Here is a 26,322-nt window from a genome sequence, read left to right as displayed (position 1 = left end):
CGAGGTCCGGTTACTTCGCGGTCGTTGGGGCGCGAAAGATATGTTGCGCCAGATCCCACGGGAGGCGATGCGCTTCGCCTTGCCGCCCTCCCGGGCCACGGGTAGGCGCATGGTATGGAGTCGCCGGATCTACGCCCGGAATCGGCGCGCGCTGCGCTGTGCCGCGCATTTTACCGCCCCAGGCCCGACTGCTTCCGGGAAGAGCTGCAGCGCGCCCGGCGGGCGTTGCTCGGCGAGGACGGCGAGACCCCCGTCTCCACGACGGACATGGAGGAGCTGCACGGCAGGTGGCCTCCGGTGTCGCCCGAGGCGTGGCAGCACCTCCGCCTGCCGGAGCCCGTGCTGCATCCCACGGCGACGCTGGCCTGGGGGACGGCGCTCGGGTGGGGCGCGGCGGCGACGACGGCGCTGCTCGAAGGAGAGCTCTTCGTGGACGCGGCGGGGATGCTCCGGCTGTGGCCCTGGTACCGGGAAGAGGACGCAGAGGAGAGAGCCCGGGCGACGGAGCGCGCGGAGGCGCTGGGGGTGCAGATGCCGGAGAGCTTCCTCGACGAGCCCTGGGAGGCGGCGCACTACCTGCGCCACACCGGGGCCAAGGCGCTGATGCAGGCCGTGCGGGAGCGGGGGATCGGCGACCCTGCAGAGGCGCTGGTGGAGGTGGTGCCCGTGCCGCCGCTCGTCGAGCGGCCGCGGTGCGTGCTGGAGGGGAACCACGAGGTGGACGCTCCCCTCACCCAGCGGCTCGCGTGGATGCTGGAGGTGGCCGCGGAGAGCAAGAACCTCCTGGAGGTGGGGGACGCCTCCCACGATGCGCTCGCGCGAGAGCGGCTCCAGCGGGCGCTGCACCTGCTCGTCGTCGCGGGGGGCGGGATGGTGAGTGCACCGGAGCTGCCGCGTCCCTCGTTCGCGCTGATCGGAGCGCCGCCACCGCCGCGGGAGTGGGAGGAGATCCCGCCATCGCCCGAGGCATTCACCACGCTGGAGCGGCTGTGGGCGCTCGATGACGGGGTGCTGCTGGGATACCCGGCGCTGCTGGTGTGGGTCGACGCGGCGGGGCAGGTGCGAGGGCACTGGCGGTACAGCGGGTCGGTGGAGCATGCGGCCGGGAAGTGCGCGCTCGTGCAGTGCGTGGACGGGTTCTGCGCGCTGGAGGTGACCACCGGGACGTGGCTGTCGGGGTCGCTGGATCCGGAGGTGTGGTTCGGAGGTCCGCTGCGGCAGGCAGCCGATACCCTGCCCGTCGGCAGCGAGGACGAGGGCTTTCCGTACATCGTGCTGTCGCCCGACGGTCGGTACGGCTGGCGCCCCGACGATGGCAGCGGGATCGTGCGTCTGGAAGACGGGATCCGCGTCACCACCGGGGAGGTCTTCGGTGAAGAGGCGGAGGAGGGCGGCGAGGACGACGACGGCAGCGGCGACGACGACGGCAGCGGCGACGACGAGGACGACGACGACAGCTCGAACGACGACGACGACGACAGCTCGAACGACGACGACGAGGACGACGACGACAGCTCGAACGACGACGTCATCGGTGAGGACGACGGCGACGACGACGACGACGACGGCAGCAGCAAGGGTGACGGCCGCGAGGGGCGGGAGGAGCGGGAGGAGCAGGACGAGGACGGGGCGAGGTTGCCGCTGCTGATCGATGGCAAGAGCCTGCCTTCGCTGGGGGTCTCGACGTTCGTGCTGGATGGGGTGACGTTCACGCTGAGGGCGGGGGGAGAGCACACGGTGCGGGATGGGCGGCCGCTCGCGTTCGTGCTGGATGGGCGGGGGTTCCGGGGGTTCGTGGAGCGGTCGCTGCGGGAGGATGGGCGGCGGGTGGCGCGGCTCGGGGTGCCCTGCCACCACGCGGCGTTCTCGCGAGATGGCGGGACGCTGTGGGCGGTGGGTCCGGATCACCTGCACTGCCTGTCGTGGAGCGATCGGCCGCGGCACGAGCGGTCGTTCGTTCTCGGGCCGCTCGCCAAGCTGTTCCGGGTGGATCCCGAGGAGCGTCTGAGTCCGCTCCAGCGCGCGAAGCTGCTCCACCGCTTCGGCAGCGTGGAGGGGGTGGCGAAGGCATCCCTGGAAGCGCTCGCGGAAACGACGGGCGCAGAGATGGCAGCGCTCGTGGCGGTGCAGGCGGAGTGTGGGCGCGCGGAGGCGCTGCGGCTCGATGTGCATCACGCAGAGCCATGGGACGCCGCGCGCGACGCCGGGGGTGACGCCGCGCACGGCAACGGAGAGGGGACATGAGCCTGGGTTACCGGACGTTTGCGCTCCCGCCGGGCGGGCACCAGAGGTTGCTGGCCTTCCGGCCGGATGGTGAGGCTTTCGCGGCGCTCTCGGAGGAAGGCGCGGGGGTGGTCACGCCCAAGGATGGGCATCATCGGGTGCTGGAGGTGCAGCCTCAGCGCCCCACGTCCATGGCGTGGACCGAGGGGGGGCTCGCGTTCACGGAGGACGCGCGCGGGCGCACGGTGGTCGTCGACGCGCGGGGGCGGGAGATCGCGGAGAGGGCCGGGCGGGGGATCCTCGCAGCAGCCGGTGGAGGGGTGCTCCTGCGGCTTTCACGGGCGCTTGCCGCGGCTCCGCGGGCGCTCGCCGCGGCAGGGGCGCAGGCGGAAGGGACGCGGGGGCTGGAGGTGCTGGACGGGAAGACCCTGGCGCCGATCCGCACGATGGCGCTGGAGGGGGACGCGCTCCACGTGCAAGGGTCGCTGGCGCTCGTGGTGTCGCCCGCGGGGCTCGTGCTGGTGGACTGGGAACGGGGGGAAGAGCTCCAGCGGGAGGCGTGGCCTGCCGGGTCCGCGGAGGCGGCGTTCGTGACCTCTGCCGCGCTGTCGCGGGATGGGCGGCGCTACCTGGTGAGCGATCAGCACCAGGCCTGGCTGGGGATGTTCGGGGAGCGGGCGCGGAGGCTGCCTGAGCGCGGGGTGGCGTCGTTCGTGGCGACGGGGCTCCTCGTGGGGCCGGTGCTCCTTGACGAGGAAGGGACGCCACGGCGGGCGCTGCGCGTGGAGGGCCGCTCGCTGCAAGGGACAGGGGTGGTGTCGCCCGACGGGCGAAAGGTGCTGATGCGGGGGAACCAGGCGCTGTTCCTGGTCGATGTGGAGGCGCACAGCGCGCCAGTGCCGAAGCGGGGGGCGTCGAGCGACGTGATCGCGCTCGCGCTGGGGGATGGAGGGCGGTGTCTCGCGGGGGGAACGCGGAGCGGGGAGCTGCTGCTCTGGGACGCGCGGGAAGGGACGCTGCGGGCGCAGGTGGACACGGGCAGGATGATCTCGGGGCTGGCCTTCACGCCGGAGGGGCGGCTGCTCGTGGGGACGTCGGACGGGGTGGACGGGTGGGATCCGGTGCTGATGCGCCGGCGCACCGTGTGGTCCGCGCCGGAGCTGAGGGACGTGCACGGGCTCTCGCTGCGCGGGAAGCGGGTGCTGGCGCGGGGGCACGAGCGCGCGGTGGTGTTCGATGGGGAGGGGCGCGTCCTCGCGTCGTTCGGTCCGTGGACGGTGGAGGGGCGGTCATGGCCGGCGGACCTCGCCGACGCGGATCTCCACCCGGGCGGGGAGGTGGCGGTGGTGGCGCCGCGGGAGATGGAGGCGCTGGTGATGGGGATCGATGGCCAGGTGCAAGGGCGCCTGCCCGCGCTGCGGCAGGTGGTCTTCCACGAGGGTGGTCAGGCGCTGCTGACGGGCGATGGGCGGGGCTCGACGCTGCGCAGCTTTCCGCTGCGCAACGAGCCGACGGCGACGCGGGAGGAGTTCGAGCGAGCCGTGTCGGTCGAGGGGGGCATGCTGTGGGCGAGCCGGAACGAGCTGGGGCTCCTGCCGCTCGAGGCGCGGGCGGAGGGGTGGACCCGCCGGTTCCACGATCCGATCCAGGCGCTGGTGGCAGCCCCGGGCGCGCCGGTGATCTACACGAGCGGGGCGGCGCGGTGGGTGGCGGAGCGGGACCTGGAGGACGGGCGGCTGCGGCGCGCGCTGCCCTCGGGGTCGGGGTTCATGGTGGCGGCACTCGCGCTGGATCCCACGGGGGAGCTGCTGGCAGTGGGGGACCACGAGGGGAGGATCCACCTCTGGCGGCTGGGGGCGGTGCCGGAGCGGTTGTCGATGCTGGACGGGACGTCGCTGCAACCGGAGAGGACGCTGTTCGAGCCGGGGGAGCTGGGGCAGGTGCAGGCGCTGGCGTTCCCGGGGTCGCTCGTGGCGGTGTGCGGTCACCACGTGCTGCGGTGGGCTGCGCCGGCGACGTCGACGGTGGACCACGACGTGTGCGCGCGGCGGGAGATGCACGCGGAGGGCCTGAGCGCCGACGGGCGGAGGGCATGGAACTCGGGCGGGTTCATGAGCGTCGAGGTGGAGGTGCTCGACGTGGACACCGGGGAGACGCTGGCGAAGGTGCCAGGGGCCCCGGGGTCGGACCGGCGGGTGTGCCTGTCGCCCACGGGGGATCGGGTGCTCGTGGCGAGCTGCCCGGGTCAGGGGACGGAGATGGCGCTCTGGGCCGTGGAGGGGCCGCGGCGGCTGGCCACGATGCACGTGGACCGGCAGATCCATCAGGTGCTGTTCCTGCCCGATGGGTCGGTGGGGATGTGGTTCACAGGGTCGGAGGTGCACGGCGAGGAGAGCACCACCGAGGGGCTCCTGTGCCGGTGGGACGTCACGCATGGGGTGGTGGAGCGCTGGCTGCCCGGGGTGATGGGGGTGGCGGAGGCGTCGACCGCGCACGTGGGGGATGGGCGGGCGTTCTTCTCGTGCGGAGAGACGCTGACGCTCGTGGACCTCGCGTCGGCGCGGGTCGTGGCCACGCTGCCGGCGCACGAGATGGCGTGGGTGTCGGCGCTCGCGGTGTCCGCGGATGGACGGGTGGCGGTGAGCGCCGATCGGGCCGGGGAGATCCGGGTCTGGGACGGGGCGACGGGGGCGTGGCGCGCGAGCTTCTGCAGCACCACCGACGGGGGTGGCTGGGTGCGGACGGCGACGGAGATGCGCGACTGGCCAGGGCCTCACTGGAAGGAAGAGGCCGCGGTGAGCCGCGACGGGCGCGGGCGGCGGCTGGACGACGACGAGCAGGACGACGGAAGGGACGACGGGGCGAGCGACGGGGCGAGCGACGGGGCGAGCGACGAGGCAGGCGATGAGGCGAGCGACGGGGCGAGCGACGGGGCTGGCGACGAGGAAGGGGTGGAGAGCGAATGAGCGTGCCGCTGTTGCTGGCGCTGAGCCAGGATCCCGAGGGGCTCGCGTGGTCGTGCGGGGACGAGCAGGCGTCTGGCGCGGGGGTGCTGGAGATCGCGCGGCCGGGCCTGCGCCTCCTGAGCGCGGTCATGGTGAACGTCGACGGGTCGCCGATGGTGCCCCGGCTGGTGTTCCATGACTGGGTGTTCCAGTGCGCGGAGCGGCTGCTCCAGGCGTACGTGGGGTACGGGCAGCTCCAGCCCCACGAGAGCGACTGGCTGAGCCACGGCCTCGCGTTCATCAAGGTCAGCGCCGCGCCGCCGGGTGAGGACGCCGAGGGGATCCGCGACTCGGCGCTGATGCTGCTCGGGTCGCTGAACGTGGCGTCGCGGCTGCGCGCGGGGAACCCGGCGGAGATGGGAGACGTGTACGGGTGGGCGGTGGAGGCGCTGTCGTGGGCGACGAAGCGTTACGTGCGTGACCGGCGCTGCGACGCGGAGCCGCCCTCCCTGTGCCGCAAGGCGATCGAGATCCACGCGGGGGTGGCCGAGCACCGGGGAGGTGATCCGGCGGCGGCGCGGGAGGCGGAGCGGCAGGCGCAGGTCAGGACGCTGGTCGCGTGCTGGCGGGAGGAGGTCGGGGCGCGCGGGACGGCGAGGGTCGTGGATCACTGAAGGTCCGCGATCCGGGCAGCGGCCTAGCGGTGACGGGGGTGGCCGGTCTACCCTCGCGGCATGGAGGTCGTCTCCTCGTGTCCGCTGCCTGCCGCGTCGCTCGTGTGGCAGCCCCGGCCCTCGGCCTGGGCGCTCACGTTCCTCTGCAAAGCGACGTTCGTCCTCCAGGCGGGTGAGGCGCAGCTCGCGCAAGACCAGGAGCCCCTCCACGCGGACGACAGCTACTGGGACGACGATCCGACGCGCAGCCTCTACACGCCGAGCGATCTGGTGCCGCACAAGCTGCGCACGGACGTGGTGCTCGTGGGGTCGGCGTTCGCGCCCCAGGGGCAGCCGGTGCGGTCGCTCATGGTGCGGCTCATCGTGGGCGAGGTCGACAAGGCGATGGAGGTGCTCCTCGACCGGGCCATCGCGGCGGACGGGACGTTGCTGGAAGGGCAGCGGTTCGCGCGGATGTCGCTCGCGTACGAGCGCGCCGCAGGGGGGCCCGACAGCCCGAACCCGGTGGGGGTGTGGCCGGAGGGGCGCGATGCGTACGGGCGCATCAAGCTCCCCAACCTGCAGCCGCCGGGGTACATGGGGGCGGCGAGCGAGATCGCGCCCGTGGGGTTCGGGCCCATCTCGCCCGGGTGGCCAGGGCGCCGCGAGAAGCTCGGGCGGCACCTGGGGAGCTGGCCGGCGCGCGCAATCGCGGTGGGGCCGCTGCCCGAGGACGTGGACCGCACGTTCTTCAACGTGGCGCCGCGCGATCAGCAGGTCACGGGGCTGACCGAGGACGCGCGGCTGGTGCTGGAGAACCTGCACCCGCACGTGCCGCGCCTGGTCACCAGCCTGCCTGGCCTGCGGCCGCGCGCGGTGCTGGAGGGGCGCGGGGGGCACCACGCGCTCGCGCTGCACCTCGACACGCTGTGGATCGACACGGATCGGCAGATCTGCACGCTGACCTGGGGCGGGCAGCTCGCGCTGGAGCGCCCCGATGAGCCAGGGCGGGTTTCCTTCCTGCTGGACGGCGTGGCCGCGCCGCCCGGGGACCTGCGGGGCACGCTGCTCGCGGGGGGGAGCGCGGGAGGGAGTGGAGGCGCAGGGGGCGGAGGGAGCGCAGGGGGTGGGGGAAACGCGGGAGGCGCGGGAGGCGCGGGAAGCGCAGGGGGCGGAGGTGCGGGTGGGATGGGCGTGAATGGGGTGGGCGTGAAGACGCCGCCGCCGCCGCCGCCGCCGAGGCCGGTAGCGCACACGCTGGTGCCAGATCTCGATGTCGACGACGACGATGAGGCCCCGGAGACGCTGGATGGAGCGCGTCAGCCGATGGGGCTGCCTTTCGGGGGGGGCGATCGCTCGCGCGAGCTGAAGTCGGCGCTGCCCTTCGCGGCTGCCAGCAACGCGCCGGGGCGCGACGAGGAGCGCCGCGTCGCCTCGGATGCCGCCCTGCCCTTCTTGCCGGCGTCGACGCCGGCTGCCGGTGCGTCGGGCATCTGGCAGGCGCCGGTGACGCCCGCAGTACCGCCACCGCGGCCTTCGTCACCGTCGAGCCCCGGCTGGAAGGCGCCCTCGAACAGGCCGCCAGAGCCGCCGAAGCAGGCCGTGTCTCCGCTGAAGCAGGCCACGCTGCCCTTGACGCCGGTGCAGCAGGCGCTGTCTCCCCTGCAGCAGCCCACGATGCCGCTGCAGCCGGCGCCGCAGCCTCCACCGACGTCGGGGCTGCCAGGCTCGGGGCCGGGGATCCCCAGCGCGATGCCAGGGTCGGGAGCGGGCATGCCCAGCTCGATGTCAGGCGCGATGTCAGGCGCGATGCCGGGCTCGATGCCGGGCTCGATGCCGGCGATGATGCCCAGCAGGCCACCTTCGGTGCAGGCGCCGTCGCAGGCGCCGATGCCTTCGTCTCCAGGGACGCCGATGCCGCCGCCCCCGGTCCCGGCGCCGGTCCCCTCCCCTGCCGACAGCATGTGGGCGTCGGGCATCGGGCGGGGAGATCAGCCGCCAGGGCGGTCCATCGGAGAAGCTGCGGTGGCCGCGGCGACGCCGCAGCCTGCGGTGCGGCCAGAGGCGAACGGGTGGACGTACGCGGCGTCGAGCACGGCGGCGGCGGCGGGCGCGGTGGGGCTCGCGGCGGGCAAGCCGCGCGAGGAACGGCAGACGCTGGGGGCCATGCAGGGCGCCGCGGCGGTGCGGCCCGCGGCGAGGATGGACGCGCGCGAGATCCTGCACCTCATCTGGTACGCGCCGGAGAGCGTGGCGCGCATCTGCCGGGTGCCGGTGTGGCGGGCGATCCTCGACGAGATGGAGCAGGAGGCGTCGGACAAGGCGCTCGACGATCCGGCGCCGACGAAGGATCCGGTCGAGGTGGAGGACCGGCGCGACATCTTCGAGATCCTGGCGCACGGGGCGTCGCAGGACGTCGACCAGCTCGGCGACGAGCTGCAGGCGGCGGTGAGGTCGGGCGGGAAGTTCGTGCCGTCGCTGCTGCTCGTGGCGGGGGATCTCTCGTTCCCGTTCGACGAGCGGGAGATGCTGAAGGCGGCGATCGCGGTGGGGTCGACGCTGGCGGGCGCCGACGAGGGGTTCAAGGGGACGGTGCGCGAGGCGCGGGAGTTCCTGGCGTCGCCGGATCTGCTCTGCCCACCGCAGCTCTTCGAGGGGCACACGGGGAGGATCCGGGAGGCTTTCCAGCGGACGCGGCGGGGGCTCAGCGCGGACTACCTGGACGTGCAGGTGGAGCGGGCGCTGCTCGAAGGGCGGCACTACCAGCGGCGGCAGGTGCTGGGGATGGTGGCGATCCGCGGCTACCTGCTCAGCGCGTCGTCGGGCGGCGCGAGGCCAGCGCCGGTGTACCTGCCGGAGGATCTGGCGCGGAAGCTGCCGCTGTTCCAGCGCTTCCGCACGCGCCTGCTGGTGGAGCTGTACCAGCAGGAGGACCAGTACGAGCAGCACCCGGCGGCGTTGAAGGCGCTGGCGCTCGGGCGGGTGACGCTCGCCGCGGAGCCACGCGGGGTGCGTTAAGACTTGAAGCGGATGTGCAGGTGGTTGTGGTGGCCCTCGTAGAAGCGGACACCCGAGATCTCACGGTCGTTGAAGAGGATGAGCTCCAGGTTGGGGTCCTTCTGGAGCTCCTCGACGACGCGGCGGGTCCGCTCGCGGCTGTAGTTGGGGTCGGTGATGGTGATGGGGCCGCGGGTGGCGTCGGCGCGCTGGGGGCGGATGTCTACGTCGAGGCCGCGGCGGTGGGAGCCGTGGGGGGCCATGCGGCCGCCTTGCTCGAAGCTGATGTCGCCGACGCCGATCTCGATGGCGGGGTCCTTGAGGGCCTCGGCGAGGGTGCGGATGGAGGTGATGGTGTTCGGCGAGCCCCAGACGCGATCGGTGTTCACGTAGAGGTAGAGGTTCGCGTTCTCGGCGGAGAGCTGGGTGAAGGCCACGGTGGCGGCGTGGGGGACCTCGCCGAGGAGGGTGCGCCAGGTGCGGCCGCGGGGGTCGATGCGGCCGTCGGGGGAAGAGAGGCGCACGATGGAGCGCTGGAAGGCGACGATCGCGCTCTGGGTGAGCGGGTCGAGGGTGCCGGTCTCGGGGACGAGGCCGATCTCCGCGACGATGTGCGCGTTCTTGTTGAGCTGCTTCTGGACGAGCAGCACGTCGTCGTGTGCGTTCTGTCCGCCTTGCCCGACCGAGCCACCGAGACGATACATCGCCTGTTCTCCTCTACATCGTGCGCGTGTGCCGTGCGTGCGCCGCGTGCGCTGCGGTGTGGGCGCTCCCCGGAGGGGCGCCCGGGGGTGCGTCAGTCGGCGACCTCCGGGGACATCCCGACGATCGCGCAGAGTTCTTCGAAGGCGCGGCGTCGATCGGCTTCGTCGTCGGCGCCGAGCTGCAGGTAGAGGGGGCGGTAGTCCCAGGAGAGTGGGTTCGTGGAGAGGCCCGCCATGTAGATCAGCGTGGCGCCGGCGTTGCAGCGCACCTCGGAGACGGGGTGGTGGACGCAGGACCAGGCGAGGGCGTCGCGGATCTCGGGGGAGCGCATGTGTTCGGCGGCGACCAAGGCGGGCAGGCCGCTGTCGATGTCGCCGCCCTCTCGGAGGACGGAGGCCACGATGGGGTCTGCCTTGGGGATGGCTTCGAGCTTCGCGAGCGCGACGGCCATGGCCACCTTCATGCGGCCGCTGGCCTCGGGGAGGCGGCGCTTCATGGGCATCACGGCGCCGCGGGTCTCGGCGGCGGCGAGCGCGGGAGGGGCGCGGAAGTCGTCCTTCTGGAGGCGCTCGATAAGGAGCTTCTCGGCCTCGCGGCGCTCCTCTTTCTCCAGGCGGAGGAGGGTCTCGATGTCGACGGCTTCCTGCCACTCGCGGCCGATGCCCGCCACGCTTTCGAGGAAGCGCAGGAAGTCTTGCGAGGGGTTCTGGATGTCCTCGATGCTCATGAGACCTTCGGGGAGGTGGCGGAGGGGGAAGAAGGCGGAGGCGGAGGCGGAAGGGGAGGCGGCGACGGCGCGGGCGGCGCGGGCGGGGGCGGCATGGCCAGGGCGTCTTCCATCTTCACGGGGACGAGGTCGTAGGTGGTGCCTGCCTTGTCGGTGTACTTGCCGGTGGGGCTCGGTTGCATGAGCCAGACGTTGACGGCGGTGACGTCGGGGTTGGCGGCGAGGACCTTGACCTCTTCGCGGAAGATGGCGGTCTCGCCGGCGGGGACGCGGGAGAGGACGACGTTGACGTCGCCCTTGGCTTGCTGGGCGAGGCGGCGGGAGATGGTCCTCCAGGCGGGGTTGGCGACGCCCCAGCCGTCGGCGTTGTCGGTGGTGGTCTTGGCGAGGGCGCCGCCGCCAGGGGTCATCTCCAGGCGGCTGAAGGCCTGGGCGGCGGTGGAGTTCTTCTGGGCGTAGTCGCCGGCGACGTGGCCGGCGTAGTCGCCGCCGCCGGACCAGAGGAGCGTGCCGCCGGCGGGGGTGCCCACGTCGCTCTCCATGGCGAGCTTGAACAGCTCGAGCATGCGGAGGTTGTCGGGGGCGGCGGTCTTGTCCTTGATCTCGAACTGCTTGGCGATGGCGTCGACGACGCCGTGGCCCTTGAGCTTGTCGGTGTCGCGGAAGACGCCGGTCTTCGACTTGGCCTCGATCGCCTCGGCGGGCTCCCTGGGGTGGGCGCCGTGGCCGTGGCCGGGGGAGCCGCTGACGTTGATGTCGACCTTGCGGCCGGAGATGGTGACGCCCGCGGCGTCGATGCGGATGAAGCCGCCGGGGCCGCGGGCGGTGATGTCGGGGGCCTCGCTGGTGATCTTCTTGCTCGCGGCGTGCAGCTCCTTGCCGGCGGCGCGGGCGAAGGTCTTGCCGACCTTCACGTGGAGCTTCTGGTAGATCATCACGGAGCGGGTGCGGCCGACGCGCTCGCGGCGGTCGCCGTTGACGCGGGCGTTGAGGTCCCACTCGTCGCGCTCGCGGCGGTTGCCGCGGATCACCTGGTCCTGGTCCTTCTCGACGAGGAGCCAGCGGTTCTTCTCGTTCAGCTCGTGCTCGTCGAGGCGGATGAGCTGGCGCTTGTTGCCCTTGATGAGGCGGTGGTGCACCGAGCCGATCATGGAGTGGCGCTCGGCGAGGGTGACCTGGGTGCGGGTCCCGTCGATGGTCTCGTGCTCCTCGGCGATGACGAGCTTGTCGCGGTCGTGGCCGACGGTGAGGATCTCGTCGTTCTTCACGAGCTTGCGGAGGTTCTTCTCCGCCTGCATGTAGAACAGCTCGTCGCTCTTCTCGTCGTCGAACTTGATCTCGTTGAAGCCGCCGGAGCCGGGGGCGGAGTCGCTCTTCCAGGTGCTGACGGTCTTGTGGTCGGGGAGCTTGTAAGGGACGGGGTGGGTGGCGTTGTAGAGGCGGCCCATGATCACGGGGCGGTCGGGGTCGCCTTCGAGGAAGGTGACGATGACCTCCTGGCCGACGCGGGGGAGGTTGAGCCAGCCGTAGCCCTTGCCGCCCCAGCCCTCGGCGACGCGCATCCAGCAGGAGCAGAGGTCGTCGTCGTTGCCGGAGCGGTCCCAGGGGAACCGGACGCGAACGCGGCCGAACTCGTCGACGTGGATCTCCTCGTCGAGCTTGCCGACGCCCTTGGGGCCGACGACGGTGACGGTCTGGACGCCGAGCGCCTCGGGGCGCGGGGTGATGAGGGGCGGGCGGAAGGGGGTGTCGGCGAAGACGGCGTGGCCGCGGGACTCCCACTCTCCCTCGGCGGTGCCTTCGAGGAGGATGTCGGTGACGAGCAGCTCGCGGGCGAGGTCGGGGTGGGGGTGCTGCTCGACGCGAAAGATGAGGCCGGGGTGGAGGTCGTGGAGGTTGCTGGTGAAGGCGACGCCGGCGCGGTCGGCGCGGAGGCTTTCGAGGGCGCGGGTCTCGCGGGCGAGGCCGTAGGGCTGGAGGTGGCGGGCGACGCCGCGGTCGTCGGCGACGGGGGTGCCGCCGCCGGCGGAGCCTTCGACGAGGAAGCCGCCAGGGAGGTAATGGAACTGCTCGTAGCGGTCCTCGGGGGCCCTGGCCTTGGCGGACTCGCCGAGGAGCTCGAAGCTCGGGTTGCGGAAGTCGTAGTCGCGGATGGTGTAGGCGCCGGGGCGGACGTCGCGGACGAGGCTCACCTCGGAGACGAACTCGCGCTCGGCGGCCTCGGTGGGGTTCTCTTCGTAGGGGACCGGGGCGCCGGGGCGCTTTCTGCCGCGGTGGAGGGCCTCGCTGAGGAGGACGGTGCCGTTGCCACCGGCCTCGTCGGGGAAGGTGTAGGCGATGCCGGCTTCTTCGAGGAGGCGGGTGACGAAGGCGAAGTGGCTCTCGCCGTAGAGGACCTTGAATTCGAGCTTGGGGTAGCTGCCGCGGTCGATGCGCCACTCGCGCTTGATGTTCCACTCGTCGAAGAAGATGTCGACGATGTCGGGGATGGAGAGGTGCTGGTAGATGCGGTGATCGCGCTGGTGCTCCATCACCCACATCGCGGGGACGATGCGGAGGTAGTAGCTGGAGAGGATGTTCTTGTCCTGCCGCTCGGCGCGGGTCTGCTCCATGTAGCTGCAGACGCCGTTCCAGGCGCGGCTGCCGCTGCCGCTGACGTTGAGGTAGCCGGCGGTGAGGCGGAAGCTCGCGGGCTGGCCGACGATGGTGTCGATGGCGATGGCGGCGCTGTCGGAGCGGGCCCAGAGCGAGAGGGAGAAGGGGGTGGAGACCGCCTCGTGCACCGCGAAGCGGTACACGGTGAGGGGGATCTCGATGCCCTTCTTGGCGAGCTCCTTGAATTCGAGGTCGAAGAACGACATGGGTCAGCTCCCCGCTTTCGGCTGAGGGCCCATGTAGAGGACCGTGCGCTGCTTTCGTCGGAGGAGCTTGTCGTGCGGCCAGCGTGAGTCGTGGATGTAATGGAGCTTGAGGTTGACGATGGCCGGCAAGCTGCCGCGCTGCTCGTAATACATGGGGCGGTACTCGTCGCCGTCGAAGGACTGGATGAACTGCTTGCCAATGGCGTAGGGCTGGCCGTTGCGGTAGCCGTCGTATTCGCCGTACCAGCCGGCGAGGTCGCCGGGGACGTTGACGGTGAGGCCGGAGAGGGGGACCTCGGCGCGGACGCTGGCCTTGTGCATGTCGCGCAGGGGGATGAGGGCGAGTTCGGGCTGCTTCGGGGGCTCGTAGGGGACCTCGGGGATGACGACGCGCATGCGGACGCCGCGGGGGCCAGGGCGGTAGACGACGCGCTCGGGCTCGTGCTCGACGGCGGGGGTGATGATGTAGCCGCCGCCGACGTCGCTGTGGGCGCCGGGGTAGAAGAGCTCGACCATCGTCGCCTTGTAGGTCTGGGGCTCCTGGTAGGCCCGGCGGCGCCAGGGGAGCCAGCTCTCCTTGTCGCCAGGGTCCATGAAGAGCGAGGAGACGGGGAAATTGCCGCGGATCTCGTCCTCGGCGATCATGTGGACGGTGCGCTGGACGTAGGTGTGGTCGATGAAGAAGTCGTAGCCGGCGAGGTCGTTGCCGATGTCGAGGCCGCCGAGGCCGAAGGAGGCGACGGTGTCGAAGACGCCGACGAAGGTGGGGACGATGCCCTGGTGGCGCTCGTAGGCGGGTTCGCGGATGACGACCTCGCCGACGGAGCGGTACTTCCAGCCGTTGCGCTTCTGGAGGTTGTCGATGCCGCGGTTCCGGACGTTGTTCACGAAGTCGCGGGCGATGGCGGCGCCGCGGCTGAAGCCGTAGGTGTCGAACTGCTTCTCTTGCGCGAGGTGGTTGTTGTTGTTGCTGTAGAAGTCGGAGAGCTGCTGGATGCCCCAGTCGACGCGGGCCTTGCCGCCGCCGCCGAAGGCGTTGCCGCGCCAGTCGTAGGCGCGGTCGTTGGAGCCCTGGCCCTCCTGGGCGTGGGAGTCGGTGCCGACGCCGTGGTGGTAGATGGGCTTGAGGAGGGTGCCCTCGGTCTTGTAGACGCGGAAGAGCTTGACCACGTTGGTGGCGGCGTTGCCGGCGTCTCCGGGGTTGCGGGGGTCGACGGCGCCGTCGCGCTGCATGCTGTTGTTGGTGCCGTCGAAGAAGACGCCGATGCGGACGCGGCCGACGGGGCACTGGGCGGTGCCGCTCGGGGCGATGCGGGGCATCGCCTGGGCCTTGGTCATGTTGTCGATCGCCCGTTCGGCCGCGCTCATCGTGGGGCTCCTTGTCGGGGGGTGGGTGCGCCGATGGCGCTCCAGTAAGCCTCGGGGTCGCCCTGCTGCGCGGCCTCGTCCCAGGCCTGTTCGGAGACGTGGGTGGCGAGGGCGTCGATGCGCTCGTCAGGCTCGCCGCGCGCGGGGTCGTGCAGCTCGCGCTGGATGGCGGGGTGACGGTCGAACTCGGGGTGGATGCGCATCATGTGGGCGAGGAAGACGGTCAGGCTGTATTCCCAGGTGAGGCCGTAGGTGCGGCCTCGCTCGATGCCGTGGGTGACGCGGCGGCGGAGGACGTCGTCGGGGAGGATGGCGACGGCCTCGGCGTGGTAGCGCCGGAAGTGGGTCATGACGCGGTCGACGAAGGCGGGGTCGCCGGTCTTCTGGCGCTGCTCGCGGGTGACGAGGAACATCAGGCAGGCTCCCCGGAGGCGCGGAGGAGGTCGCCCTCCTCGGCTTCCATGAAGAAGGCGGTGATGTCGGCGAACAGCTCGGAGCGCTGCTTGGGGGTGGCGGTGGGGAGGAAGGAGCGGAGGACGCCGGGGTCGTAGAAGCGGAAGTAGTACTTCTTGCGGGTGTCGGCGTCGGCCGTCATGAGGAAGCGGCGCAGGTGGCGGCGCAGGTCTTTGAAGGGGCGGGGGGTCTCGATGAAGATGCCCCAGCGGCGGCCGTAGCCTTCGTCGAGGAGGCGGTCGAGGAGCTGGGAGCCGCGGGGGAGCTCGACGAGGTGGGGGGCGACGTGCTCCATGGACTCGCCCTGGATGCCTTCGTAGAGGCTGCGGTAGGTCTCGACGGCCTCGCGGAGGAGGACGAGGATGCGGTCGGTGCGGGAGGCGTCGAGGACGGCGTAGAGGTTGCCCTGGACCGCGGCGAGGGTGCGCCTGGCGGCGGCGATGGAGGCCGAGCGGGCCTCGGTGGCGCGCTGGCGGGGCTCGCGGTTCTGCTCGAGCCAGAGGGCGGCGAGGGGCTCGACCTCGTCGGGCTCGGCGTCGTCGAGGTAGGCGTCGTCGTCGGTGGGGGGCGGCGTCGCGGCCTCGAAGTGGACCATGAACTCGGTGTCGCCAGCGCGGATCCAGGCGCCGTTCTCGACGTCGCTCTCGCCCTTGACGCGGAGGCCGCCGAGGTAGGTTCCGGAGGTGCTCATGGTGTCGCGCAGGAGGCAGCGGCTGCCGTCCCACGACAGCTCGAAGTGGGCGCCGGAGAGCTTGATGTCGCTGGAGATGAGGAGGTCACCGCGCTTCCTGCCGACGCGGACGCTCTCGCCTGGGGCGAGGATGACCTTGGTGCCGTCGAGGGGGCCGTAGCGGACGGCGAGGATGGCGCGCCGCATGGGTCAGGCGCTCCTGTGGGCTGTGCTCAAGGCGCGCGGCATGGGTCAGGCGCTCCTGTTCTTGCGGGCGGCCTCGCGCTCCTGCTTGCGGCGCTCGCACTCCTCGCAGAAGGGCTCGTCGGTGCGGAGGGTCTCGGCCTGGGGGGAGGAGCCGATGTTGACGGACATGCAGCCCATGACGATGCGGCCGCCGTGGTCCGTGGGGTCGCCGCGGCGGGCGGCGTCCTTGTTGCCGATCTTGACGGTGGGCTCGCCGGCCGAGATGGAGTCGGGGGGGCCGATGCAGATGAGGGAGTCGCCGACGCGGGCGGCAGGGCTGTAGCCGATGAGGACGGTGAGGTCGCCCGTGATGGTCGGGCCGCCGACGTGGGGCTTGGGGCCAGGGTCGACCTTGGGGCAGGTGTGCATGTCCGTGATGCGCGCTGCGGGGGGCATGGTCCAGTCCTCGGGGTTCGGCGGTGCGTCTTGCGTGCGTCTTCCGTGGCGTCTTGCGTGCGTCTTCCGTGGCTTGCGGGGTCGCGGGCGGCGCCGGGGTTACTGGCCGATGCCGTCGACGCGGAGGTCGATGGGCTTGGGGCGCTCGGGCTCCTCGATGACGGCGAGCTTGGCCTCCTCGGGGAGGATGGGGTTCGCGCCCTCGCCGTCGCCAGCGCTGCCGCCGCTGTTGATGCGGACCAGGGTGCCGCGGATGGTGACGCCGCTCGCGTCGATGCGGACGAAGCCGCCGGGGCCCTTCAGGGTGAGGTCCTGGGCGGCCTCGATGACCATGGCGGAGCCGGCCTTGAAGTGGATCTGCTGGCCGGCCTCGATGGCGGCGTTCTTGCTGATCTTCTCGTAGTGGTTCTTGTCGACGGTGACGGAGAAGTTGCCGTCGACGCGCTCGTTGCGGTCGCCGACGACGTAGAGGTTGTCGTCCTTCTCGACGCGCTCGCGCTTCATCTGGCGGACGACGATGTCCTGGTCCTTGTCGATCAGGATCATCATGTTGCCGTCGGTCTTCTCGTGCTCGTCGCCGCGGACCATCTTCAGGCTGTTGGTACCGACGAAGGTGGTGCGGTCCTTGTCGGTGATCTCGGTGCGGTTGACGCCGGTGACTTCCAGGCGGTTGACGCCGGTGGTCTCGGTCTGGTCGCGGACGACGTAGGTGCGGCGGTCGTGGCCGATGGTGATGACCTCGTCGTTCTTGACGAGCTTGCGGAGGTTCTTCTGGGCCTGCATCCAGACGAGCTCCTTCTGCTTGAGGTCCTCGAACATGATCTCGTTGAAGCCGCCGCCGCCGAGGGAGGAGTCGCTCTTCCAGGTGCTCCTGGTCTTGTGGTCGGGGAGCTTGTACGGGACGCCCTGCGTCGCGTTGAAGACGCGGCCGACGATGATGGGGTGGTCGGGGTCGCCCTCGATGAAGCCGACGAGGACCTCCTGGCCGACGCGGGGGATGACGATCATGCCGTAGCCGGTGCCGGCCCAGCCCTGGCTGACGCGCATCCAGCAGGTGCGGTCGTAGCCGACGCTCGCGTTGAAGAGGTGCTCGCGGTCCCAGGGGAACTGGACGCGGACGCGCCCGAACTCGTCGACGTGGATCTCCTGGCCGGCAGGGCCGACGACGACCGCGCTCTGGACGTTGTTGATGCGGGGCTTGGGGGTGGTGAGCGGGGGGCGGTACTCGGTGTCGGCGAAGACGGCGCGGCCGGAGATCTGCCACTCGTCGCCAGGGGTGCCGGAGATGGAGCACTGGAGCACGAGGAGGTCGGCGGCCTCGCCGAGGTCGGGGTGCGGGTGCTGGGAGACGTTGAAGATGGCGCCGGGGGCGAGGTCGGAGACGTTGGTGTCGAAGGCGACCTGCTTCTTGCCGGCGCGGCGGCCGAGGATGGCGCGGTCGGCGCGGGCCTTGCCGAAGGGCTCTTCGTGGCGGGCGATGCTCTTGTCGTCGGCGACGGGGGTGTTGCCGTCGGCCTTGGCGGTCTCGATGAGGAAGCCACCGGGCTGGTAGTGGTACTGCTCGTAGCGGTCCTCGGGGGAGGGCGCGGCGGCGGACTGTCCGAAGAGCTCGTAGGAGGGGCGGCGGAAGTCGTGGTCGCGGATGGTGTGGAGGCCGGGGCGGACCTCGTGGGAGATGCGGACGTGGGTGACGAACTCTTTCTCCGCCGCCTGGTTGGGCTCCTCGGCGTAGATGAGGGGCTGGCCGCCGCGCTTGGGGCCCTGGTGGAGCTTGTCGCCGAAGGTGATGAGGGAGCCGCCGTCGTCGGGGAAGGTGAAGGCGATGCCGGCCTCCTCGGCGAGGCGGCTGAGGAAGGCGTAGTCGCTCTCGCCGTACTGCACGCGGTAGTCGAGCTTGGGGTAGCTGCCGCGGTCGACGTTCCAGGTGCGCTTGAGCTGCCAGTCGTCGAGGATCTTGTCGAGGATGTCGGGGATGGAGAGGTGCTGGAAGATGCGGTGGTTGCGGCGCTGGGTGAGGACCCAGGCGCGGGGGGCGATGCGGAGGAAGTAGCTCGACTCGGCCTTCTGGCCGGGGAGCGGGGCGACGCCGTGGGCCTGCTCGACGTGGTTGCAGATGCCGGTCCAGGTGCGGGCGCCGAGGCCGGCGATGTGGACGACGCCGTGCACGATGGAGAGGGAGGCGTCCTGTCCGATGATGCCTTCGAGGTCGAGGTCGGGCTCGTCGCAGCGCGCCCAGACGGCGACGGTGAAGAGGCTGGAGACGGCCTCCTCGACCGTGAAGCGGCGGACGTGCAGCGTCTTTCCGGAGGCAACCTTCAGGTCGAGCTGGGGCATCGCGTTCCCTCTCCAGGCCCGGGCAGGCCTCGGTGGGCCCGCCGGGGATTCTGTCGGCCCACATCGGAGCCGCGGGTGCGATTGTCAGCCCTGCGGGCGCGGGCGTCGATGGTAGACCGTCTCCACCGCCTTGATTTCCCCGATCTCCGGCGGAATGTTGTAGTGGGTGATGATCAACTGGTCGGAACCGGGGATGGTGACCACGGTGCGCCAGCCCCAGCGGTGTCCTTCGCCGTCACCGTAGCTCCCGAGCACCCGGAAGTCCCCGGAGGTGCTCCCCTCGTCCCCCAGCGAGAACAGGATGCCCGTGCCCATGTGGAAGGTGTCGATCCAGGCCTGCTGGTAGCGGGCCTCGTCGAGGTGGGCGCCGAGGATGTACAGCCCGGAGATGGGCTTGCCCTGGAGCGTGCCTTCGTACTCGTGGATCACGAAGCGCCCGCCGAGGGCAAGGCGGATGGTGCCGTGGCACGGCGACTCGTCGGCGAGTTCGTCGGGCCTGAACCAGACCTTGGTGGTGCCCTCCCAGTCGCCCACCATGAGGGCGAGGCGGTGGTGGGCGCCACGTTCGGCCTGAGACTCTTCGAGGGTAATCTTGGTCATGCGGCCAGAGAGGATGCCGCGAGAGGTCAGGCGGGGTCGAGAGCGATGATCGGGCCGGGTCGAGGGCGCTGCTCGGGCCGGGTCGAGGGTGACGCTCAGGCCGGGTCGAGGGCGATGAGGGGGAGGGCGCTCGGGTCTTCTTCCTCACGGAGGCGGGGGATGCTCTCCTTGGAGGGGTATTTGCCGCGGATGTCGCGGTAGAAGGCGCGGATGAGGTCCATGTCGGCGCGGACGTCGCCGGTGGGGGTGATGAAGCCGCCGATGCCGCAGGTCTTCTTCTCGAAGTCGAGGTAGCCGAGGCCGATGGGGACGCCGGCGCCGAGGGCGATGCGGTAGAAGCCGCTCTTCCAGTGGGTGACAGCGCCGCGGGTGCCCTCGGCAGGGATGGCGAGGATGAGGTGGGGGCTCTGGGCGAACTGCTCGACGGCCCAGCCGACGCGGTTCTTGCGGGCGCCGCGGGCGATGGGGATGCCGCCGAGGACGCGGAGGGCCCAGCCGAAGGGGGGGCGGAAGAGCTCCTGCTTGCCCATCCACGAGAGGGGGAGGCGCATGGCGTAGGAGGTGGCGAGCATGAAGGGCAGGTCCCAGCCGGTGGTGTGGGGCGCCGCGATGAGGACGAACTTGTCGGTGACGGGGTACTCGGTTTCGAGGCGCCAGCCGAAGGCCTTGAGCCAGGTTTTGCCGATCCAGTAGGTGACGGAGCTTCCCCGTTCGGTGGTCATGGAAGGGCGACGATAGGTCAGGGGGCGGCGCGCAGGAAGCAAAGGCGCGCGGGGGAGACGCGGGGTGACCGCGGGATGAGGGGGTGCTGACAGAGGCGTGACCCGAGGAGGGGTGCGCCGTGGGGGCGGGATCAGTAAGGCTGCTGCTGGGTGACGCAGTGCAGGCCGCCGCCGCCGGCGTTGAGGGCTTCGGGGTTGATGCGGACCACGGTGCGGGTCGGGAAGGCGGCTTCGAGCGCGGCCTCCATCTCGTCGTCCTTGTCGAGGATGGAGGTGGGGCGGCCCGTCTTCCAGTAGGCGGGCATGAGGATGACGTCGTTGGCGATGACGTAGTTCATGTAGCTCGTCGCGAGGACGGTGGTGATCGAGGCGTCCGTGGCGATGGTGCTGCTGTCGTCGAAGGCGAGGCTGGTGATGTAGTCGTACGTGGAGTCGCCAGGGCCCATGGTCTTGTAGAGGAGGGTGGCGGCGGGGACGCGGATGATGTCGATGTCGTGGCCTTCGTAGGTGGTGGCCGCGTCGATGACGGCGCGCACGGCTTCGAGGCGGCTGCGGGCCTCGGCGGCGATGGGGTCATCCTCGGCCTCGTCAGGGGTGACCTCGGCGAGGAGGACGGTGTCTTCGTCGATGAAGCGCACGAATTCGTCGGTGTGACCGCCGACGGTGAGCGTGGTGTAGACGTCGCTGGGGAGGCCGTTGCTGCGCCAGAAGGTGAGGTCGTCCTCGGGGACGCCCTCGGCGAGCCAGATGATCTTCTTCATGCCCAGGCGCTCCTCGTAGACGGCCTCGATCTGGGCCTTGGTCATGCCGGGGTTGCGCTGGAGGGCGACGGCCTCGGTGATGAACATGGTGCCCTTGCCGTTCGACTCGATGGCGCCGCCCTCGCTGATCATGGGGGAGGAGCGGATGTCGGTGACGCCGAGGGTGGTGGCGATGTCGTTGTCGAGGACGTCGGAGTCCCAGGGATAGATGCTGGTGTAGCCCTCGTAGCCCCAGCTATTGAAGCCGAAGTCGCTGGTGGCGGCGGAGGTGACGCCGTCGAGGGTGCGCTGGAGGAACATCGGGCCGGTGTCGCGGAGCCAGACGTCCATCACCGAGGGGATCACCCGGAGGCGCACGTGGGTGCGGGGGATGCTCTCGGTGTCGAGGAGGTCCTCGACGTAGTCGACCTCGTCCTCGGTGGCGACGACGACGTCGAGCTCGATGTGGCCGGCGGTGGCGGCGACGATCTCGAGGTAGACCTCTTCGCGGGAGAGGTCCTGGGTGCTGTCGTAGGTGGGCCAGGCGATCCAGAGGGACTTCTGGGGCTCCCACTCCGCCGGGAAGCGGTAGGTGGCGGTGGACTCCTCAGGCTCGGTGGGGGGCTCGGTGGGCTCCTCCGGCGCGGTGGGCTCCTCCGGTTCGGGGGGTTGCTCAAGGGAGGGGGGAGGGGGAGAGCCGGGGACGGTGACGTTGACGTTGACGTGGGCCTGGCCGGTGCCGCCCAGGAGGACGAGGCTGAGCCACGCCGACACGTTCAGCGAGAGGAGAGCGTTCATGGGGCGTCGATCCCTTCGAGAAGCCGGGGATGGCCATCGCGCCGTGCGCCACCCGCGGTGTTGCGCGCGAGGAGCTGAACCGGGTCTCTACCCTTGCCACGCGCGGGTCGGGTGAAGAGATGCCGGGTACGACGCGCGGCCTTCTTTGCCGAGGGTTACGTGGATGGGGTCCACCTTGCGAATGATACACCGAATCGTGGCACGCACAAGCACGCTATGGTCGATGGACGAAGCGAGAATGGCCTGTCCGAGGGACATGATGTCGCTTACGTCGCGGCTCGGATGACTACCAGGGGGAGGCCTGAGGGGGCCAGGGGCGCAGCCGCAGGCGCAGAAGATGGCGCCCGCACTGGCGCGGTTGCAGTCGAAGGAGGGAGAGGTAGGAGCGTCAGCGGGAAAGAACGCGTCGGGGGGGGCGGGGCGAGGAGAACGGCGCGCAGGGGTGGGCGGCGAGAGGCGCGTGGGATCAGTTGGGCTGCTGCTGGGTGATGCAGTGCAGGCCACCGCCGCCGGCGTTGAGGGCCTCGGGGTTGATGCGGACCACGGTGCGGGTCGGGAAGACGGCTTTGAGCTTGGCCGCCATCTGGTCGTCCTTGGTCTTGATGGAGGCGGGGCGGCCGCTCTTCCAGTAGGCGGGCATGAGGATGACGTCGTTGGCGATGACGTAGTTCATGTAGCTGGTGGCGAGGACCGTGTTGACCGGCGCGCCCGTGGGGATGGTGCTGCCGTCGTCGAAGGTGAGGCTGGTGATGTAGTCGTACGTGGAGTCGCCAGGGCCCATCTGCTTGTAGAGGAGAGTGGCGGCGGGGACGCGGATGATCTCGATGTCCTGGCCCTCGTAGGTGGTCGCCGAGTCGATGACGGCGCGCACGGCTTCGAGGCGGGTGCGGGCCAGGGCGGCGATGGGATCGGCCGCGGCCTCGGCAGAGGTGACCTCGGCGAGCAGGACGGTGTCCTGGTCGACGAAGCGCACGAATTCGTCGGTGTGGCCGCCGACGGTGAGGGTCGTGTAAACGTTGCTGGGCAGGCCTTTGTTGCGCCAGAAGGTGAGGTCGTCCTCGGGCACGCCTTGCTTGAGCCAGATGATCTTCTTCATGCCGAGGCGGTCCTTGTAGACGTTCTCGATCTGGGTCTTGGTCATGCCGGGGTTCCGCTGCAGGGCGACGGCCTCGGTGATGAACATGGTGCCGTTGCCGTTCGACTCGATGGCGCCGCCTTCGCTGATCATGGAGGACGAGCGGAGGTCGTTGCCGCTGAGGCCGAGGGTGGTGGCGATGTCGCGATCGAGGACGCTGGAGTCCCAGGGGGAGATGCTGGTGCGGTTCTGGTAGCCCCAGCTATTGAAGCCGAAGTCGCTGGCGGCGGTCGCGTAAGTGTTGGTGTTGCCGATCTTGCGCTTGAGGAACATGGGGCCGGTGTCGCGCAGCCAGATGTCCATCACCGAGGGGATCACCCGGAAGCGCAGGTGAGAGCGGGGGATGCCCTCGTCGTCGAGGCGATCCTTGACGTAGTTGACCTCGGCGTGGGTGGCGACGACGACGTCGAGCTCGATGTGGCCGTGGGTAGCCTCGACGAGATCGAGGTAAACAGGCTCGCGGGGGAGGTCCTGGGTGCTGTCGTAGGTGGGCCAGGCGATCCAGAGGGACTTCTGCGACTCCCACTCGCCGGGGAGGCGGTAAGCGGAAGAAGTGGAAGGGGTGGGGGTGTTCTTCTGCTCCACCTCGGCGAGGCGATCGACGTCGGCGCCGGCCTCGACGCGGATGGCCGCGTCATCGATGCTGGCGCAGCCGACGCCGCCGAGGAAGACGAGACCCATCCATGCAGACACGTTCCACGAGAACAGGGGCTTCATGTCGTTCGATCCCTTCGAGGAGCTGGGGCAGGCTGGCGCGCCGTGCGCCATTCACGGTATGAGCCGCGAGAAGCCGAACCTGGCTTCTGTCCTTGCCCCGCACTGGTTATGAGACGCTGGGTGCTACCCGCAGTCCGGTTGCTATTTGCCGTTGGTTGTAGGTCGCGGTCCGTGTGGACAATGTCCACGATGCGAATGATACACCGAATCGTTCCGCGCACAAGCATGCAATGGTCGGTGGAACACCGTCCAATGGCATGATTGAGTGGTCGTGAATTTCACTTACGTTGCTGCTCAGACGAATCCTGATCTGTGACACACGGTTTACAGTGGCAATTTGCCGCAGCGCAGACCGGGAGGGACGGCCGAGGAGGACCGTCGTCGGGAGGAACGACGGTGTATCACCGCGGATGGTTCCGGGCGCAGTGAGGCGGCTGGGGAGGGCGCTGAGAGGAAGACGCACGAGGGTTCAGCGAGGCGGCTGAGCAGGAGCACCTGGGAGAACCGGCGCGGGAACGTCCGGGCACCAGGAAGGTGGGTGCCACAAGGGACACACCGGCGCGACCCCTTGCATAGAAGATGCCGCCTCTACTGGCGAGGTTGCGGGTGAGAGGGGACAAGGAGGGACGAGGTGGGGCGGCGTCGGAGAGGGAGGGGCGGCGGTGTGAGGGGACATCCGAGGAGGTGGGGGACGGAGGGAAGGAGAGGAGGAGAGGGCGGGAGGGAAGAGGGAGAGGAGGGAGAGGGGTGAGGAAGGCGGGGAGGCGGAGAGAGAAGGCGGCAGAGGGGCGGGATGAGGGGGAGAGGAGAGATGGGCGGGAGGGCGATGCTCCACGCCGGGGAGTGCGGGGGAAGCTCGTAGCTACGTGGGGCAAGCTCGTAGCTACGCGGGGAAGCTCGGTGCCTCCGGCGGGAAGTTCGGTGCCTCCGGCGGGAGGCTCGTAGCTGCTGAGGGGAGGTCCGTAGCTGCTGAGGGAAGGCTCGTAGCTGCTGAGGGGAGGTCCGTAGCTGCTGAGGGAAGGCTCGTAGCTGTTGAGGGGAGGCTCGTAGCTGCTGGGGGGAGGCTCGTAGCTGCTGAGGGGAGGTCCGTAGCTGCTGAGGGAAGGCTCGTAGCTGCTGAGGGGAGGTCCGTAGCTGCTGAGGGGAGGCTCGTAGCTGCTGGGGGAAGGCTCGTAGCTGCTGGGGGAAGGCTCGTAGCTGCTGGGGGGAGGCAGCTCACGCGAACGTGAAGAGGCACTGTGCACGAAGCTTGATGTACGAAGAATTACCCCGGAGCATCTGGAGGGAAGACTCCAGGACAGATCGTGCAAACCAGGATGTCGTTGAGGACCAGCAAGGGCGACGCGCCACTTGGAGCTGTCACTGGAGGCGGCGCGTGGGACTCACGATGTAGAGCGGGCCACGCGACGGCTACAACCGAATGAACGGAACACGCTTGATGGGCGGATTTGTTCCAGGGGTCCATGGTCCTTCAGCCGCTCCGGGACTGACGCTCGTCGCTCCGAGCAGCGCTCCACATCCTCGACCGAATAGACCAGAACAAGCTTCTCGGGATTGGCTCGCCCAGGTCCAGGGCGCGCTGTACAGTACTTCATTATCGAAGGAGGACCGGAGTGGCGAGCTTGCTCTTTTCCTATTCACACCGAGATGAAGCATTGCGCGACCAGCTTGAGACGCATCTGGCGCTGCTCAAGCGCCAAGGGTTCATCGAAGCCTGGCATGATCGCCGAATCGCCGCTGGAGGTGATCTTCATGGCGAGATCAGTACCCACCTCAAACGTGCCGATGTAATTCTCTTGCTGGTGAGCCCCGACTTCCTGGCGTCGGACTACTGCTACGACGTTGAGATGAAACAGGCCATGCAACGTCACGAAGCAGGAGAAGCCATTGTGATTCCTGTGATCCTGCGGCCCTGCGACTGGCATTCGGCTCCGTTTGGCGCGCTCCGAGCTGTACCGATGGATGGCAAGGCGATAACACTCTGGCCGAATGCAGATCTGGCATTCCTCGACGTCGTCACGGCAATCAAAGAGGCATTGACCAGGAGAGGCGTGGCGCCGAACCCACCCGTTGCGAGCGGCACGGCCTCAAGCATCAAGACCGGGGCAACTGGCGAGGACACGTCACGTGCAGAGGGGTGGGGCGCGCGTCAGGGAGGCGGCGGCGCGAAGACAGGAGAGCCGCCGTGGCCGAGGAAGGCGAGCTTGGGGCGGGGGGCGTCGGTGTCGACGAGGACGACGCTGCGGATGTTGAGGTCGCAGCCGACGTAAGGGCAGAGGTTGAGCACGAAGGCGAGATGGCGGCCGTCAGGGGCCCAGGTGGGGGCGGCGGCGGTGTAGAAGGGGCGGGGGAAGTCGGGGGTGAGGGGTTTCGGAGAGGCGCCGTCGAGGGGGGCGATGCTGATCTCGGTGTACCAGTCGGCGCCGAAGCCGCCCTGGCGCTTGCTCCAGGCGAGGGCGAGCTTCCTGGGGGCAACGCGGTCGGGGGATGGGGTGGCGCTGAGGTAGCCAGCAGGGACGGTGAAGGGGCCGAGGGTGGACCAGGGGCCGCCAGCGAAGGGCATGGTGTGCAGGCGAGGGTCGCGGCCAGCCATGGAGAAGTCGGCGCTGGCAGCGAAGAGGAGGCGGCCGTCGCCGAGGTCGAGGGGGGAGGTGATCTCGGTGACGCCAGGGTTGGGAAGCCTGCGAGAGGTGCGGGTGGCGAGATCGATGGCGGTGATGCGCTGGGGGTCGGTGGCAGCAGGCTCGGTGGGAGAGACGAGGTAGCCCTCGGTGAGGAAGAGGGTCTTGCCGTCGCGAGAGAAGGCAGGGTGGGAGAGCATGATACCGCGGTGGAGGACGTCGTCCGTGGCGGAGGCGGAGGCGGAGGCGGAGGCGACGGTGACGAGGTGGAGTTCGTGGATGCCGTTGTCGGCATTGCGGATGTAGGCCAGGTGGGTGCCGTCGTCGGAGAGGGACCATTCGAAGGCGTAATCGTTGCGGAGGGGGCGGGTGACGGGCTGCATGGCGGGGGGCGGCGGAGAAGCGCTGGGC

General features: G+C 70.2%; 18 protein-coding genes and 1 pseudogene. 6 read left to right on the top strand and 13 right to left on the bottom strand.

Translation table 11 applies throughout. The features are described 5' to 3' along the window. The first annotated feature begins 114 nt into the window (after nt 1–114). Genes CAP_RS45230 through CAP_RS21875 form a run of 4 tightly spaced genes read left to right on the top strand, consistent with a single transcriptional unit; the run spans nt 115 to nt 8,839 of the window. Entirely contained in the window at nt 115–2,244 is a 2,130-nt protein-coding gene (locus CAP_RS45230) for a hypothetical protein (RefSeq protein WP_156041028.1), read from the top strand. Next, on the top strand, nt 2,241–5,189 hold the full coding sequence (locus CAP_RS21885) for a WD40 repeat domain-containing protein (RefSeq protein WP_044244228.1): 2,949 nt from the start codon (nt 2,241–2,243) through the stop codon (nt 5,187–5,189). Before CAP_RS45230 ends, CAP_RS21885 begins: the two co-directional genes overlap by 4 nt. Further along, complete coding sequence (locus CAP_RS21880) at nt 5,186–5,842, top strand: hypothetical protein (RefSeq protein ID WP_044244226.1); 657 nt, start codon at nt 5,186–5,188, stop codon at nt 5,840–5,842. The genes CAP_RS21885 and CAP_RS21880 overlap by 4 nt, the downstream gene beginning before the upstream one ends. A 60-nt stretch (nt 5,843–5,902) precedes the next feature. Further along, the gene (locus tag CAP_RS21875) at nt 5,903–8,839 is read left to right on the top strand and encodes a DUF2169 family type VI secretion system accessory protein (protein ID WP_044244223.1); all 2,937 of its coding nucleotides are present in this window, start codon (nt 5,903–5,905) and stop codon (nt 8,837–8,839) included. Here CAP_RS21875 and CAP_RS21870 read toward each other — a convergent pair. The 12 genes from CAP_RS21870 to CAP_RS21815 all read right to left on the bottom strand — a co-directional run bounded on the left by CAP_RS21870 (nt 8,836) and on the right by CAP_RS21815 (nt 23,290). Continuing rightward, on the bottom strand, nt 8,836–9,522 hold the full coding sequence (locus CAP_RS21870) for a penicillin-insensitive murein endopeptidase (RefSeq protein ID WP_044244220.1): 687 nt from the start codon (nt 9,520–9,522) through the stop codon (nt 8,836–8,838). The two genes, CAP_RS21875 and CAP_RS21870, sit on opposite strands and share 4 nt — an antisense overlap. Nucleotides 9,523–9,614: 92 nt before the next feature. Next, complete coding sequence (locus tag CAP_RS21865) at nt 9,615–10,250, bottom strand: hypothetical protein (RefSeq protein ID WP_044244218.1); 636 nt, start codon at nt 10,248–10,250, stop codon at nt 9,615–9,617. Then, nucleotides 10,247–13,111: a type VI secretion system tip protein TssI/VgrG gene (tssI, locus tag CAP_RS21860; protein WP_052375637.1), complete on the bottom strand. Its 2,865-nt coding sequence runs from the start codon at nt 13,109–13,111 to the stop codon at nt 10,247–10,249. The genes CAP_RS21865 and tssI overlap by 4 nt, the downstream gene beginning before the upstream one ends. 3 nt (nt 13,112–13,114) lie before the next feature. Continuing rightward, nucleotides 13,115–14,479, bottom strand: a complete 1,365-nt coding sequence (locus tag CAP_RS21855; protein WP_044244215.1) for a T6SS phospholipase effector Tle1-like catalytic domain-containing protein — start codon at nt 14,477–14,479, stop codon at nt 13,115–13,117. Next, the gene (locus CAP_RS21850) at nt 14,476–14,892 is read right to left on the bottom strand and encodes a hypothetical protein (RefSeq protein ID WP_044244213.1); all 417 of its coding nucleotides are present in this window, start codon (nt 14,890–14,892) and stop codon (nt 14,476–14,478) included. The genes CAP_RS21855 and CAP_RS21850 overlap by 4 nt, the downstream gene beginning before the upstream one ends. Then, nucleotides 14,892–15,809, bottom strand: coding sequence for a DUF4123 domain-containing protein (locus CAP_RS45225; protein ID WP_052375636.1), 918 nt, complete (start codon nt 15,807–15,809; stop codon nt 14,892–14,894). Before CAP_RS45225 ends, CAP_RS21850 begins: the two co-directional genes overlap by 1 nt. Nucleotides 15,810–15,854: 45 nt before the next feature. Continuing rightward, nucleotides 15,855–16,244, bottom strand: coding sequence for a PAAR domain-containing protein (locus tag CAP_RS21840; RefSeq protein ID WP_044244210.1), 390 nt, complete (start codon nt 16,242–16,244; stop codon nt 15,855–15,857). 99 nt (nt 16,245–16,343) lie between these two features. Then, the gene (locus CAP_RS21835) at nt 16,344–18,578 is read right to left on the bottom strand and encodes a type VI secretion system Vgr family protein (RefSeq protein WP_044244207.1); all 2,235 of its coding nucleotides are present in this window, start codon (nt 18,576–18,578) and stop codon (nt 16,344–16,346) included. A gap of 84 nt (nt 18,579–18,662) precedes the next feature. Beyond that, a complete protein-coding gene (locus tag CAP_RS21830; protein ID WP_044244203.1) occupies nt 18,663–19,178 on the bottom strand; it encodes a DUF1579 domain-containing protein in 516 nt (171 codons plus the stop codon). 95 nt (nt 19,179–19,273) lie between these two features. Then, nucleotides 19,274–19,900 carry a 1-acyl-sn-glycerol-3-phosphate acyltransferase gene (locus CAP_RS21825; protein WP_044244201.1) on the bottom strand — a complete coding sequence of 209 codons (627 nt, stop codon included), beginning with the start codon at nt 19,898–19,900 and terminating at the stop codon, nt 19,274–19,276. A gap of 131 nt (nt 19,901–20,031) precedes the next feature. Beyond that, nucleotides 20,032–21,438: an agmatine deiminase family protein gene (locus CAP_RS21820; protein ID WP_052375635.1), complete on the bottom strand. Its 1,407-nt coding sequence runs from the start codon at nt 21,436–21,438 to the stop codon at nt 20,032–20,034. Nucleotides 21,439–21,904: 466 nt separating this feature from the next. Beyond that, on the bottom strand, nt 21,905–23,290 hold the full coding sequence (locus CAP_RS21815) for an agmatine deiminase family protein (RefSeq protein ID WP_197041300.1): 1,386 nt from the start codon (nt 23,288–23,290) through the stop codon (nt 21,905–21,907). A gap of 866 nt (nt 23,291–24,156) precedes the next feature. On the opposite strand from CAP_RS21815, the gene CAP_RS50755 reads away from it, so the two are divergent. Then, complete coding sequence (locus CAP_RS50755) at nt 24,157–24,519, top strand: pseudouridine synthase (RefSeq protein WP_156041027.1); 363 nt, start codon at nt 24,157–24,159, stop codon at nt 24,517–24,519. Nucleotides 24,520–24,903: 384 nt separating this feature from the next. Further along, nucleotides 24,904–25,191: pseudogene (locus CAP_RS55810) on the top strand (toll/interleukin-1 receptor domain-containing protein); the annotation flags it as partial. Nucleotides 25,192–25,439: 248 nt separating this feature from the next. Here the strand turns inward: CAP_RS55810 and CAP_RS50750 are convergent. Continuing rightward, nucleotides 25,440–26,322: TolB family protein (locus CAP_RS50750; protein WP_231511608.1), on the bottom strand; the 883-nt coding region annotated here is incomplete at its 5' end.

Source organism: Chondromyces apiculatus DSM 436 (genome assembly GCF_000601485.1).
Taxonomy (GTDB): domain Bacteria; phylum Myxococcota_A; class Polyangia; order Polyangiales; family Polyangiaceae; genus Chondromyces; species Chondromyces apiculatus.
Note: the sequence above shows the minus strand (reverse complement) of the source record. Positions and strands in the feature narration are given on the sequence as shown.